At 44.6% G+C, this 13,762-nt stretch carries 16 protein-coding genes; 6 read left to right on the plus strand and 10 right to left on the minus strand.

The annotated features are described in order from the left end of the window. Nucleotides 1-5: 5 nt before the first annotated feature. From ACM0P2_RS18355 to nudC, 3 genes are all read right to left on the minus strand, one after another. On the minus strand, nucleotides 6-668 hold the full coding sequence (locus ACM0P2_RS18355) for a hypothetical protein (protein ID WP_159119744.1): 663 nt from the start codon (nucleotides 666-668) through the stop codon (nucleotides 6-8). 23 nt (nucleotides 669-691) lie between these two features. Continuing rightward, nucleotides 692-1,783, minus strand: coding sequence for a uroporphyrinogen decarboxylase (gene hemE / locus ACM0P2_RS18360; RefSeq protein ID WP_159119745.1), 1,092 nt, complete (start codon nucleotides 1,781-1,783; stop codon nucleotides 692-694). A 266-nt stretch (nucleotides 1,784-2,049) separates the two neighbouring features. Beyond that, nucleotides 2,050-2,883 (minus strand): NAD(+) diphosphatase, encoded by an 834-nt coding sequence (gene nudC, locus ACM0P2_RS18365; RefSeq protein ID WP_159119746.1) that lies wholly within the window; start codon nucleotides 2,881-2,883, stop codon nucleotides 2,050-2,052. A gap of 161 nt (nucleotides 2,884-3,044) precedes the next feature. Between nudC and rsd the strand changes: the two genes are divergently transcribed. The 5 genes from rsd (at nucleotide 3,045) to ACM0P2_RS18390 (ending at nucleotide 6,197) form a co-directional block, all read left to right on the plus strand. Beyond that, entirely contained in the window at nucleotides 3,045-3,509 is a 465-nt protein-coding gene (rsd, locus tag ACM0P2_RS18370; protein ID WP_419226953.1) for a sigma D regulator, read from the plus strand. 35 nt (nucleotides 3,510-3,544) lie between these two features. Next, complete coding sequence (locus tag ACM0P2_RS18375; RefSeq protein ID WP_105932637.1) at nucleotides 3,545-4,018, plus strand: transcriptional repressor; 474 nt, start codon at nucleotides 3,545-3,547, stop codon at nucleotides 4,016-4,018. Then, nucleotides 4,008-4,472, plus strand: coding sequence for a chemotaxis protein CheX (locus ACM0P2_RS18380; protein ID WP_105932636.1), 465 nt, complete (start codon nucleotides 4,008-4,010; stop codon nucleotides 4,470-4,472). Before ACM0P2_RS18375 ends, ACM0P2_RS18380 begins: the two co-directional genes overlap by 11 nt. Then, the gene (locus tag ACM0P2_RS18385) at nucleotides 4,462-4,899 is read left to right on the plus strand and encodes a secondary thiamine-phosphate synthase enzyme YjbQ (RefSeq protein ID WP_159119748.1); all 438 of its coding nucleotides are present in this window, start codon (nucleotides 4,462-4,464) and stop codon (nucleotides 4,897-4,899) included. The genes ACM0P2_RS18380 and ACM0P2_RS18385 overlap by 11 nt, the downstream gene beginning before the upstream one ends. Nucleotides 4,900-5,000: 101 nt before the next feature. Beyond that, the gene (locus ACM0P2_RS18390) at nucleotides 5,001-6,197 is read left to right on the plus strand and encodes an OmpA family protein (protein WP_120962642.1); all 1,197 of its coding nucleotides are present in this window, start codon (nucleotides 5,001-5,003) and stop codon (nucleotides 6,195-6,197) included. Between the two features lie 121 nt (nucleotides 6,198-6,318). On the opposite strand, the gene dnaB is transcribed toward ACM0P2_RS18390, so the two are convergent. The 5 genes from dnaB to ACM0P2_RS18415 form a co-directional block, all read right to left on the minus strand. Next, nucleotides 6,319-7,704: a replicative DNA helicase gene (dnaB, locus tag ACM0P2_RS18395; protein WP_105932633.1), complete on the minus strand. Its 1,386-nt coding sequence runs from the start codon at nucleotides 7,702-7,704 to the stop codon at nucleotides 6,319-6,321. Nucleotides 7,705-7,819: 115 nt separating this feature from the next. Beyond that, nucleotides 7,820-8,290, minus strand: coding sequence for a hypothetical protein (locus ACM0P2_RS18400; RefSeq protein ID WP_419226954.1), 471 nt, complete (start codon nucleotides 8,288-8,290; stop codon nucleotides 7,820-7,822). Between the two features lie 255 nt (nucleotides 8,291-8,545). Further along, entirely contained in the window at nucleotides 8,546-9,547 is a 1,002-nt protein-coding gene (locus ACM0P2_RS18405; protein ID WP_419226955.1) for a DUF4097 family beta strand repeat-containing protein, read from the minus strand. Between the two features lie 13 nt (nucleotides 9,548-9,560). After that, nucleotides 9,561-10,073, minus strand: coding sequence for a hypothetical protein (locus ACM0P2_RS18410; RefSeq protein WP_014999873.1), 513 nt, complete (start codon nucleotides 10,071-10,073; stop codon nucleotides 9,561-9,563). Further along, nucleotides 10,066-10,641 carry an RNA polymerase sigma factor gene (locus ACM0P2_RS18415; protein ID WP_419226956.1) on the minus strand — a complete coding sequence of 192 codons (576 nt, stop codon included), beginning with the start codon at nucleotides 10,639-10,641 and terminating at the stop codon, nucleotides 10,066-10,068. Before ACM0P2_RS18415 ends, ACM0P2_RS18410 begins: the two co-directional genes overlap by 8 nt. Before the next feature lie 118 nt (nucleotides 10,642-10,759). Here ACM0P2_RS18415 and ACM0P2_RS18420 point away from each other — a divergent pair, with 118 nt between their 5' ends. After that, nucleotides 10,760-11,410 carry an MOSC domain-containing protein gene (locus ACM0P2_RS18420; protein ID WP_419226957.1) on the plus strand — a complete coding sequence of 217 codons (651 nt, stop codon included), beginning with the start codon at nucleotides 10,760-10,762 and terminating at the stop codon, nucleotides 11,408-11,410. Between the two features lie 21 nt (nucleotides 11,411-11,431). Here the strand turns inward: ACM0P2_RS18420 and ACM0P2_RS18425 are convergent, their stop codons facing one another. Together ACM0P2_RS18425 and ACM0P2_RS18430 are read right to left on the minus strand one after the other, a co-directional pair. After that, nucleotides 11,432-12,523 carry an MBL fold metallo-hydrolase gene (locus ACM0P2_RS18425; protein ID WP_419226958.1) on the minus strand — a complete coding sequence of 364 codons (1,092 nt, stop codon included), beginning with the start codon at nucleotides 12,521-12,523 and terminating at the stop codon, nucleotides 11,432-11,434. A gap of 141 nt (nucleotides 12,524-12,664) precedes the next feature. Further along, complete coding sequence (locus ACM0P2_RS18430; RefSeq protein ID WP_419226959.1) at nucleotides 12,665-13,753, minus strand: efflux RND transporter periplasmic adaptor subunit; 1,089 nt, start codon at nucleotides 13,751-13,753, stop codon at nucleotides 12,665-12,667. Nucleotides 13,754-13,762 lie beyond the last annotated feature (9 nt).

Consider the following 13,762-nt stretch of genomic DNA (forward strand, 5'->3'; position numbering starts at 1 on the left):
CCTGATTAACCCGCTGAAGCCACCTTTTGATTTAATTCAGCCTGCACATCGTTGCCAAACTTCTCATCATTATGCAGTAAATGTTCAGCTGCAAAAGAAACGTTAAGCTTTAAACCACGCTGTGCGAACTCGGTTGCTATTATGGGCTTGCCGAAGTGCCACCAAGGTTCTCTCTCAAGCGCTTCAATGATCGAAGAAAGCTCTGCTTCAGAGCCGTCGTATTCACCCACTAGCTCGCACAATCCATTTTCACATTTAACAGAACTTAAGACAAAGCGCTCGTTGTTTGGAGGGAGCGAGAAAAAAGAAGTAAGCGAACCCTCAGTCTCAGAATAGAAATTATCTGACGCAGGTAGCCTTGAGCTTTTAACGCTCCCATTTGAGAGCGCGCTATGCTGTCTTGAGCCGGCGTACGACAGATTACTTAGTTGCTTATCACTCAGCTGATTATCACTTAGTTGTTTATCGCCCGGTCCGCCGCCAGCAACAAGCTTTGTTGCTGGTTTCATGACTTTAAGCTCGCTTGTTTCAGTGACTCGAGAACGGTCTAGCACAGAGGTTAGCCGTTCTTTCTCAGCGTTTGATTCGCTAAGTTGGTGTTGATAACTAAAGACCTTATAACCTGCTATCAATGCAAATATTATCAGCCCCGCAAGCCACGTTTTCATTAAAATACCTTAGAGAAGTATGCTTACTTGTGATATTGCTTACTGAATTTATGCACTGCATCAACGAATACGCCAGCATTTTCAGGCGGAACGTCCAAGTGAATGCCGTGACCAAGGTTAAATACATGACCGCTTCCTTCGCCATAACCTTCCAGAATTGTGGCAACTTCTTGTTCGATGCGCTGCGGCTGTGCATAGAGCATGGATGGATCCATATTTCCCTGGAGTGCCACTTTATCGCCTATACGTGCTCGCGCTTCTTTGATGTCGATAGTCCAATCTAAACCAACCGCATCACAGCCAGTAGCCGCAATTGATTCTAGCCACATACCGCCATTTTTCGTGAACAAAGTAACCGGAACTTTACGACCATCATTTTCACGAGTTAGGCCGCTAACGATTCGTTCCATGTACTGCAACGAGAATTCTTTGTAGTCGCGAGGTGATAACACACCACCCCAAGTATCAAACACCATCACTGACTGGGCACCCGCTGCAATTTGTGCATTTAGGTACTCCGTTACAGAGTCGGCTAATTTTTCCAAAAGTGCATGAAGGATTGCTGGCTCCGAAAACGCCATTTTCTTTATTTTCGTGAAAGCTTTACTTGAACCACCTTCAATCATATAGGTAGCAAGGGTCCATGGGCTTCCAGAAAAGCCTATTAGCGGAACTTCACCTTTAAGTTCACGTCTGATTGTGCGAACGGCATTCATGACATACTGCAGCTCACCCTCTGGATCAGGAAGACCAATTTTGTCAACGTCTGCTTTACACGTGATAGGATTTTTGAAACGAGGGCCTTCACCGGTCTCGAAATAAAGACCTAGTCCCATTGCGTCGGGAATGGTCAAAATATCTGAAAACAAAATAGCCGCATCCAGTGGAAAACGACGCAAAGGTTGAAGCGTAACTTCACAGGCTAGCTCTGCATTTTTGCAAAGTGACATAAAATCGCCAGCTACTGCGCGGGTCGCTTTATACTCTGGTAAGTAACGCCCAGCTTGTCGCATCATCCAGACAGGTGTGACATCTACCGGCTGTTTAAGTAACGCACGCAAATAACGATCGTTCTTTAACGCGGGTTTATCAACACTGGGGTAATTTTGCGACATATAACTCACCTAAATAACAGAAGATAATTGAGCGCGAAAGTATACCAGCATTCTTTATGAGGTGCGCTACAACCTGAGTTAAAAAATCTACGTTTAAGCGACAACTTCTTTGAAAACGCCACACTGTCGATTATTAAAGACGGATAAATCTTGAAAAAAAGCTTGCACTAATAAAAGTGGTTTGCTAACAATATAGAGGTTAAAGAAAAGAAGCCCACTAATGGGACCGTGCTAAACTTACTGAAACCCTGCCTCGGCAGGGTTTTTTATTTGTTGCCAATTAGAGACACCGTTTCTGCAATAAGCTGCCCTGCAATCGACACTTTCGGCGGAATAGTTGGAAGGTTATCGATATCAAACCACTGCGCATCATCTATTTCGTTCTCTTGGCAGCGTATTTCCCCTTCATCGTATTCAGCAATAAATCCCACCATAAGTGAATGAGGAAACGGCCAAGGTTGGCTGTTGTAATATCGTAAATTTTTGACTTTGACCCCAACCTCTTCATACACCTCTCGGTGTACTGCTTGCTCAAGACTTTCTCCACTTTCCACAAAGCCAGCTAGCGTTGAGTACATATTGGCATCTCTATGGCGAACGCCTTTTGCCAACAGTACTTTTTCGTTATTGTGAATGGAAACGATGATACAAGGTGAGACTCGCGGATAACTTCGATGCTGACAGCGATGGCAATGCGTAGCCATTTCCCAATCAACTCGCTCTGTCTTCGAACCACATTGGCCACAAAATTGATGAGTGCGCAAAAAATGGATGTATTGCCAAGCTCTTCCGATAACCGAAAAAGCAATATCATATTCAGCAAAAAGAAGTTGCCGTAATGACACGCGCTCCCAACCTGGTTCATCAATATGCTCGGCACCTAAATCAACCACAAACACCGGCAAATCTCGCTGCGCGGTTTCGTTTAAAGGAGGTAGTTGATGAATATCACTGATATATGACGTCAAAAATGGAAGCTCGTGCAAATAAGCGACAGGGATAGATTCTGATGACTCTTGAACAACTAATTTTCCTCGGCTGAATACTACCCACAAGGCTTGCTGAGTTGTGAGCATTGCTTCGTCTAGCTTAATCATCATTGAATATCACCTCTGTCTTTTAATTTCAGATAGTACACTATTAATTAGCTCTAGTAATTTTAACGCTGCGACTTCAATTGGAACTTTTTCTAGCAAAATTTGTGTCGCAAGAGCACAGTGTTATACTGACCCTATTGTCGCTAGATGAGTAGCACATCAATATGTTGCAACAATTGGAAAGCGTAAAATCGAAATGGGGTGGTCAGAGCCATGTTATTGACCGATGGTTGATGGACAGGCAAGCGTTGCTCGTTTCCTACTGTGAATTAGCAGGCATTAATAATGACAGCGAGTGCTTACCCGACGCTGATGAAATAGCTAACTTTTGCAGTGCATTACTTGATTACTTATCTGCAGGACACTTTGAGGTCTTTGATATTTTGGTGGAAAACGACACAGAAGGTCTTAATTTAAGAGACAGTCTCTACCCCAAATTGTCAAAAACTACTGACGCAGCTCTCGCATTTAATGATACGTTTGCACAATCAGTAACGCTTGAGCAGGCCGCTGATTTAGACTCAGCGTTAGCGTCGCTCGGTGAAACATTAGAAGAGCGTTTTACGTTGGAAGATGAGTTGATATCACACGTACATTCAAACCCACGTGATCCAGAAGTAACGCTTTAATATAACAATGAAAGTCGAGTTTACGGTTATCATCAATGAACAAAACCACACTTATTCATAAAGCACGGGCGTATTGCGAGCAGCGCGGCGCTAGATTTACACCGCTACGGGAAAAGGTGTATGAAATTCTTGTTTCAAAGCACGGTCCTATGGGTGCGTATGAGCTCCTCGACTCTTTAAAAGAAACGGAATCGAGCGCCAAGCCGGCAACCGTCTATCGCGCTCTCGACTTCCTTCTTGATTTTGGATTGATACACCGGCTAGAGTCTACAAACGCGTTTGTTGCCTGCTATCACTTTGGTTGTAACCATCCCGTTCAATTTTTAATTTGCGATAGCTGCGGCGATGTCGCTGAGATTCAGTCTGAGGGGCTAAAAGACACGCTTGACAGTCAGGCTCAGCAACATGGTTTTAAAGTATCGAAACAAACTATAGAGGCTCATGGATTATGTGCCGATTGTCAAAAAACGGAAGCGCAGTCTGACTTGGAGAGTGTAAATGAATGCTGATTTTGTTAACCCGTTTATTGCTGGCCTTCTAAACGTACTTGAAACGATGGCACAGACAAAATTGACACCGGGAAAGCCGAAGCGTAAACAAAATGATATTGCAAAAGGTGATGTTTCAGGGCTTATTGGAATGGTGGGTCCGGATGTAAGAGGGTCAATGTCTATTACTTTCGATGAACCTCTAGCTCTTACCATTATGGAAAGAATGGTGGGGGAACGTCCAGAGAAGCTTGATGCAGAAGTCGGTGATATGGTTGGTGAAGTTACCAACATGATTTGCGGTAATGCAAAGCGTGATTTAGCTGAACGGGGCTATGAATTTGGTATGGCAACGCCGATTGTCGTATCGGGAAAACAGCATACCATAAGCCATCAAGTGGACGGCGCAAAAATTATCCTTCCGTTTATGTGCGATGAAGGCCTAGCGTACCTGGAAATTTGTTTTGACAAATAATTTCTGGCAGTCTGAAAAAATTACACTCGACAGTTACCCAAGGGGCTTTCATCTGATTACATCTCATGTTGAAGCAGCCCTACCCAGTATCCGCCACGTTGAAGTAGGCCTACTACATTTATTCCTTCAACACACTAGCGCAAGTTTAACGATTAACGAAAATGCTGATCCTACTGTCCGGCAGGACATGGAGGCTTTTTTAAACCATAGTGTAAGAGAAGAGCTTCCTTTTTTCAGGCATACTTATGAAGGTAAAGATGATATGCCTGCGCACTTAAAATCGAGTATACTAGGGTGTCAACTTACTATTCCTGTCCAACAAGGCAAGCTTGCACTTGGCACATGGCAGGGTATCATGCTCGGTGAACACCGGGATCATGGTGGAAGACGAACTATTATTGCCACATTACAAGGGATCGCAGCCTAACCCATATTATAAATGGCATAGTTTGTGCTTGGAATTTTCACTAAGCACAAAACAAAATTATCAAAAATCGATAATCACTCAACGTTAAACAGGATGTGACTATGAAACAACACTTTAAAATGGCAGCGCTATCTCTTGCTGTACTATCTTCAACCAATGCATTTGCACAAGATTCTTCTGAACCTGAATATAAAAGTTGGTTCGGCCTATCTGGCATGTACTACAACACTGATGATTCTCGTCCGCTAGACCTTACTGAAGGTGAGCTTTACGACGATGGTCGTGGTGTAGCTTTTGAATACGGCTTCCGCTTCACTCAAAGCTGGGCGGCTCGTGTTGAGTTTACAGCGCTAGATCTAGATTATGTTGGCGGCGGCGATGATAGCGGCGAGATGGTTGGTGTCGACGCACTTTATTTCATGCCTGACGATGCATGGTTCGTGTTTGGTGGTATTAAGCGCCAAGCAGTAGGTGAATCAACTACGCTAGGTAACATCGGTATTGGTAAACACTGGGATCTTCATGAAAGCGTTAAGCTAGTTACTGAAATCGCGGCTTACCATGACTTTGGCGAAGACTACAACGACTACAGCATCAAAGTAGGTATTGCTGTTCCGTTTGGTAAATCTACTCCATCTGCACCTAAAGACAGCGACAATGACGGCGTTGTTGATGGCAAAGATCAGTGTCCAATGACTCCAGCAGGTGTTCGCGTTGATGCAACAGGCTGTAGTGTAGACAATGATAACGACGGCGTACTTAACAGCGTAGACCAGTGCCCTAACACACCAGCAGGTACTAAGGTAGACGCTACTGGCTGCGCAATCAAAGATGCAGACAATGACGGCGTAGTAGATAGCAAAGATATGTGCCCTGATACACCTGCTGGCGTTAAAGTTGACGCTAAAGGTTGTACAGTATTTGACGAAGAGACCGTAGAAATTACATTACGCGTTCTGTTCGACAACGAAAGCGCTGTTGTTAAAATGCCGAAAGATCCAGAAATCTCTGAATTCGCTGAATTTATGAAGCAATATCCTTCAACAACTGCAGTAGTAGAAGGTCACACTTCTGCTCCAGGTACTGAAGCATATAACATGGACCTTTCTAAGCGCCGTGCTGCTAACTTCAAAGAAGTAATGGTAGACATGTACGGTATCGATTCATCTCGTCTAGAGACTATCGGTTACGGCGAAACTCAGCTTCTAGATACTGATAACGATGCTGAAGCACACCGTGTTAACCGTCGCATTTCAGTGACAGTTAAAGACACAGTAAAAGTAGCTGAAGAAAAGTAATTTATTTTCTATGAATTGAAAAAGGCGCCGCACGGCGCCTTTTTTGTGTCGATAATATTTTCTTTAATACCGTATATGGCTTATTGGCTAACACGCATAATTTAGCCGCTAAAAAAGCAGACTAATATTCGTCTGCTATGGCAGGACCAGCGTAGTTATCGAAACGCGAGAACTGACCTTGGAAGGTAAGGCGACAGGTTCCGATTGGACCGTTACGCTGTTTCCCTATAATAATCTCCGCTATGCCCTTATATTCACTGTTCTCGTGATACACCTCATCACGGTAAATAAACATGATCAAGTCGGCATCCTGCTCGATTGACCCAGACTCACGAAGGTCAGAGTTAACAGGGCGTTTATCAGCACGTTGTTCTAGCGTACGGTTAAGCTGAGAAAGTGCAACAACAGGTACTTCAAGTTCCTTAGCCAGTGCTTTAAGTGAGCGGGAGATTTCTGCTATTTCTAAGGTACGGTTATCACTGAGTGAAGGTACGCGCATTAGCTGTAGATAATCCACCATGATGAGACTGATCCCACCGCGTTCACGAGCGAGCTTTCTTGCACGACTTCGTACATCCATTGGTGTAAGGCCTGAAGAGTCATCAACAAATAAGCTATCTTTGTCTTTCAACATGGCCATGGTATTAGATATACGTGCCCAGTCTTCATCATCGAGTTGCGCAGTACGGATTTTAGTTTGATCTACACGGCTTAATGAAGCCAACATACGCATCATGATTTGTTCTGAGGGCATCTCAAGACTGAAAACCAGCACCGGCTTTTCTTCTGCCATCATAGCGTTTTCAATCAAGTTCATAGCAAAGGTAGTTTTACCCATCGATGGACGAGCCGCCACTATGATTAGGTCAGATGGCTGCATACCGCTGGTCATTTTATCCAAGTCAGTAAAGCCTGTCGTTACTCCCGTCACCTCTTTATTGGTTTTCACCAATTCCTCAAGGCGGTCGATAGTTTTACCCAGAACAGACTCTACATCGCGAGGGCCCTCGTTCTCCCCCGTTCTGCGCTCAGCAATTTCGAATACTTTGCTTTCGGCTAGGTCGAGAATATCAGCACTATCTCGTCCTTCTGGATTGTACCCAACCTCAGCAATTTCGTGCGCCACACCAATAAGCTCACGGGTGATAGCCCGCTCGCTAATAATTTGCGCATAAGACACAACATTCGCGGAACTCGGTGTATTTTTAGCAAGCTCGCCTAAATAAGCAAAACCACCGGCATCTTCAAGTTCGTCGTGCTTTTCTAGTTCTTCGGAAACGGTAATCAGATCGATGGGCTGGCTACTATTGAGCAGACGTGTGATTGCACGAAAGATAATTTGATGCGAACGATTGTAAAAATCACTATCTGTGACCCGTTCTGCAACCTTATCCCAGCTATCAGGGTCGATAAGCATGCTGCCTAGAACAGATTGCTCAGCCTCAATGCTATGAGGTGGAACCTTCAATTTCTCAACACTTTTATCGTTTTTAGACGCAGAAGCCACAAGTGAAACCTATTCCAATGCACAAAAGTCAGTTGGATATTATGCGCTTTTAACGCTCATCTCTCAACAAAGGAAGTAGGACTTTTGTTGTGAAAGCGCAAAAAGGCGACATCGTTTAAAGCGTTTTCTCCAGCTTTAAAAACGTACCATCGACCAAGGTATAGGTATTACCGTTTTCCTGAAAGATTAGGGTAGAACCAAAGATGTCCGTGCCTTCTGAGCAAGACAAATTTACTTCAGTAATCTTGTCGTCACTAAAGCCCAGAGAAGACGGCGATGCTTTAAAAGCAGCGTAAAAATCTTGGTTGCTGATATTTTTTGTTGAATAGACCGGCAATTCACAAAGCGTCTGATCTAGTTTAGCCGTGTCTGAAGCATACGTTATAGAGCGACCTAAGAACTTTTCTGATTCTGAAACAGAGTGGGCGGAAATACCCGGATTATAAGCCTTAGTCACAACCCAAGTACCCTCGTAGAAAGCGGGCTCTTGAACAGCACAACCTAAGGTAAACGCGCAAATCCCAAACGCACCAATAATTAGGCTATGAAACCGCCAAAACCTTTTGACGTGTCCAACAATACTCAATTTGACCTCCATGCATAAAACAATTAACTGCGCAATTTTCTTAGGCGTAGCGCGCAGTATTCCTACCGTGTACCTAAGAGCGATTAAAATGTAGTTTTGTTACTTTTAAGCGCTCAATCACACATTTTTAGCGACCAAACAAAAAAAGCTGCGGTAACTCGCAGCTTTTCAATACTCACCACATGTCTGATTAATAAATGTGGACTAAACTCTTTTTTTCAACCTAAAGTTTCAATTGCCTTGCCTATAGCTTATTCACTTTTGGTCTATTTCGATTCGGCCGTGCACCGTAGAGATATCTACATTTGCAGCCCCACCGTTATGGATAAAGCGTAGCCAGCTACCTGGGCCATACTTCGGCTTTTGCGACTTTTCATCGCTGATATTATTCACAATATTGCCGCCAGCGTGCGTTTCAATATCAAATTGTGCCGATACCCCATCTTGAAAGACAAATTCCATCGCGCCGCCCACAGAGTTAGCTTTTACACTGCCGTTCTTGTTAAGGCCTAAACTCGCGAAAGTACGCCCATTAACTGTATTAATCTGTAAAACATCAACCGCTTGAAGGGCTACATCAATTCGACCGTTGACGGTTTCTACTGATACGTCTGGGCTATCGGAAGTAATGTCGAGCTTGCCATTTACTGACGCAAAACTTACTGGCGTGTTTCCTGAGTGTGTCGCTTCGATTTCGCCGTTTACCGTTTCCGCCTCTAATCGGCCTCTTACGTTCTCGAGCACGATATCTCCATTCACCGACTCGACCTCAACACGCTCACCAATATTTTTAAGTGTGACGTCGCCATTCACGACTTCAACATCTACTGCTTTTGTAACACCTTCCGCAATAAGGTCTGCATTGACCGCGGTATAATGCAGGTCGCTTGCTTTAGGTATGTAGATAACAAGGTCGTCGCCATCTTTCCCTTTGTTGAACCAGCTCTTTGAATGGCGCTCGACTTCAACGTGTATAACCACAACATCTCCGCGTCTTTCAAAGATGAACTCTTCAGTTTGATCGCCCAATTCACCGGTGACACGAACTTGAGACTTATCCCAAACTCGAATTTCCGCTTTTCCGTTAATGTGCTCAATGTCTACTTTCGGCGAAGCCGATGTATCGATGGTCTTATCTACCTTTTCCCCTGCAAATGCCGCTGTAGCGATACTTAGCAACGCAGTAGTAAGTAGCACCTTAGCCGCAACAGGCGTTTTAAACGTGTGCAAAAATGTGTTTTTAGTATTCATATTCATCTTTAAACCCTTATTAAATTTGCTGCCACTTTGGCGCGTGCACTCGCTCAATTAAGGCAATTTGCTGTTGATATACGTGATGCAGCATTTTGATTAATGCTGAGTTGTCTGGATCGTCTTTTAACGCCGCTTTGATAACATCAGCAGCATCGTCTAATTCTTTTAATTGTTCTTGCCAATCTTCAGTTAGCGCTGTTGTACTTTCATAACTAGCAAGAAGACTATTTACTTGTTGTTGCTGCTGCATACTCATTGCGTCGATCAGGGCATAGCCATCACTTCGGCTTTCATCAGCTTTAAACGCAAAAGGAGCAGCGAACCACAATACAGTAACTAAACAAACACTTGCGGCTATCGCCATCCACTGTCTCGATGTAACCGTAGGTGATGAAGCGTCATCGTTTGAAGGGTTGTCTTGAGCCGATGCTATACCTAGCTCTATGCCTCGCCACAGATCTCGCTCGGGCTGCTTCTCTTTTGATAGCTCAGAAATATGCTGAGCAAGCTTGTCGTCAAAATTACTCATCATCGACTCCCATAAAATCTTTTAATAACTGCTTAGCACGGAAAAACTGCGCTTTGCTCGAACCCACTGCCATATTCAACATATTTGCAATGTCTTCGTGTCGGTAACCCTCTAACGCATGGAGCACAAAAACCATTCTGGCTCGCTCAGGAAGACGAATAACCAATGCTTCTAAGTCCACATCAGTACTGTTACCTTCAGCCGGCATCTCGTTAATACCGCTGTTTTCCAAGTTAAACATCCGCTGCACCCACCCTTTCTGCTTGCGCATATAGGAGATGGTAATGTTTGCCGTAACACTGTGTAACCATGTGGAAAATTGGCTTTGCCCATCAAAATTACCCAATTTTTTCCATAGCTGAATAAAGACTTCTTGCGAAGCATCTTCCGCCATTCCCTTTTCACCTGTAAGCCGGTAACAAAGCGCGTAGACTCGCCCAATATGTTCATCGTAAAGGGACCGAAACGCCTGCTTATCGCCCTTTTTCGCTTTAGATATCAGCTCATTTTCGCTTTTATTACCAAACACCACATTGGCGTGTACAACACGTTGTTGTGTGTGTTCCATTTTTTTCTCTTTGTTATTTGTGGTGCTGATTAGCATTAGCACTTGTTAGTGTTATAAGGTTAGTCGTACCCTATAGTAGAAAGGTTTAAATGCACAAAAATATTTTTTTGGAGATTCCATGTCTGCCACATTTACTGTTAACGCTTTGTTTGCTGGAAAACCTCAGCCGCTAGGCCCTCGTGGGGCACCGAGTAGTATTGTCAAAAGCCCTATCGACAAGTTAACGGTACATATGGACAGAACCGATGAAGACGAACAAGCCAATAAACGTCTTCACGGTGGACCGGAAAAAGTGCTGCATCAGTTCAACCCGACCAACTATCTAACATTAAGAAAGCATTTTCCTGAAGGCGAATTTTCGCTAGGCAGCATTGGCGAAAACATCAGTGTAGAGGGCATGGACGATGCCACTGTTTATATCGGCGACATATGGAAGTTCGGCGAGGTAGAACTGCAAGTAAGTGCACCCCGTGCCCCTTGCAGTAAAATCTCGCAACGCTTCGAAGTGCCCAATTTAGATAGATTTGTCGGCGAACGAGGTATTACTGGCTGGTATTACCGGGTTATTAAAACTGGAACTATTAGCGTTGGCGACGAAGTAACACTACTGCACCGTGAGGACGATACCGTTAATGTTCACACCCTAATGCAATGCGCCCATACCAAAGCAGACAAAGCCCTGGCACAAAAGCTAGCGAAACTTGAACCGCTTGATGATGAATGGCGGGGAAAATGCCAAAAAATTGCAGATAAGATTGCGGATAAATAGGCCATTTATCCGTAGCTTAAATTAAAAAGACGCCTGCTCACCTTCATTCAAAATAACCCAAGGCATTGCAGGGTTTAGCTGCTTCTTCATTTTCATCAATCGAAACAGCGCAGAATGTGACGTCTTGTCACCCATCATCCAGCTGGCATTTCCATAGCCCCAAGGCACTACGGCTTTACAGCCTAGGTCTTGGGCCGCAACAATGGCATCTTCTGGCGTAGTATGTACCTTGCGATACCATTTAGGTGAGGTTTCGCTGAAATAAGACGCTATGGGTAACAGGCAAACATCTATTTCCCCAAAGCGCGCTTTAATATCTTTGAAGTGTGGTGAATATCCCGTATCCCCCGCAAAGAACAATGTTTTGCCTTCACTCTCAAATACCCAACCACCCCACAGTGTTGCATTGTCGTCCTCGTACAAATACGGCACCCAAATTCGGTTACTGAAATGATGGGCAGGCACGAAGTGAATAGAGGTTTTGCCTACGTTTTTGCTGGTGTACCACGCCATCTCGCTAATGGTGTAGCCTCTATTAGGAAAGTGCTCTGCGAAACCTAACGGAACGAGATATTCGGGCTTTGTGCCTAATTCGGCAATATCGGCCTTATTAAAATGGTCATAATGAATATGGGAGTAAACCACAGCATCGGTTTGTGCGAGTTTGTCTTCACCTACCTCAGCGGGTTCGTTGCGGCTAAACCCCTCCGCCAATCGAAAAGCCCAATTAACGGGCCAATCAAACTGCCCAAACACAGGGTCGATAAGTATTTGCTCGCCACCTGCGGTGTTAAGTAAAAAGCTTGCGTGCCCCAACCAGGTTACGGTAAAGCCGGTATGTGAGTTGACTGGCGGGTTGTTGCCAACGAACTGACAATTTTGCATGTCACTTTCACATTCAATATCGGCAGACGCCGGGTAGCAATCATTAGTACACGTGACGGGGTATGCTTTAAAACCGCCATAAATATTGCTGAATCTATCCTCATACCCAGGCTCATTGGTGTACTTGATTACAGCATTGCTCTCATCTACTCTCGTCACTTGATTAGGTGTAGCACACCCAGCTAGCATGCAGGTTGCTATAAAAAAGGTGGCGATATACTGCTTCATTTGCTTTAGTCCCTTAAAGTCTCGCTCGCTAACGATAAACTAGATTGGCCTACAGTCTAATCAGTAGTATGTAATTCACCACCTTTTATTTGTAACAAGTTAACAGTCTCTTTATCGGTAGAGAGCTGGCTTGCTTCCTTTTTATCTTTTCGCCGTCAAAGACTCACGCTCATTGTTGTAACGTACTTTCTGGCCTGCACGCAGGCGTTCAGCTCCTCTCACCACAACCGAGCGCTTCGGGTTCACATTGCCAAACACTTCAATTCTATCACCCATGCCCACTCCTGTTGTCACCTTAACCTGCTCCGCTTCATTATTTTCATTGAGCTGATAGATAAAGGTGCCCGACTTTCTTAGTACCAGCGCATCGCGGGGTATGGTGACACCATCATGAGTATCGCTGCTAGGCAACGCCACGCGCACTGCACTGCCTATAGGAAAGTCACCGGGGTTGATGGCAATTCGTAACTCCATCATGCGCGATGTACTGTTGCCTACCGGTACAATGGCACGAATAGATTCTTCTACTTGGTTCACGTTATTGTGAACGCTTACGCTCATGCCGTTAGCAATATAGGGTAATATGTTGAGCGGTGCGCGCACCTGAACTTCAACGCTATCAGGGTTTACCACGCGAAGTAGGGTTTGCCCTACCCCAGTGTATTCGCCCGGCGACTGCAGCCTTTCAACCACCAACGCCGTAAAGGGAGCACGAATACTGCTTTGTGCTATCTGATATTCGGTGAATTCTAAATCCAATTTGGCTTGCGCTAACTCCTGCTTAGCATTCTCTAAGTCAGCTTCCACTTCCTCTAACTCACCTCTGGACGTGTTTTGACTGGCCTGAAGGTTTTTGTACCTCGCGAGACGTTTGGTAAACAGTTCAACCTGCGACTGCCATCTGGCAATATTTGAGGCATTTTGATTGCGGGTAATGCTTAAGCGAGTATCGTCGACTTTAACTAAAGGCTCCCCCGCTTTTACCACATCACCTACATCTGCCATCCAAGTGATGCGACCATCTACCTCAGAAGCAAGGTTTGCATCGATAACGCTAAGTACCGTTCCAGGAACCCAGGTTAGTTGTGAAATCGCTTGCTCTCTGGCTTCATCTATTTGAACCAGCACCGGCGGTGGTTGATTGCTATCCTGTGCTTGTGCGCTCAACGATACACTGCTTGCAAATAAGGTAAACAAACTAAGGGCGAGAGTAGAAGTCATTGCTTTCATGGTTGTCTT

The sequence above is a fragment of the Alteromonas sp. OM2203 genome, from assembly GCF_048517045.1.
Taxonomy (GTDB): Bacteria; Pseudomonadota; Gammaproteobacteria; order Enterobacterales; family Alteromonadaceae; genus Alteromonas; species Alteromonas gracilis.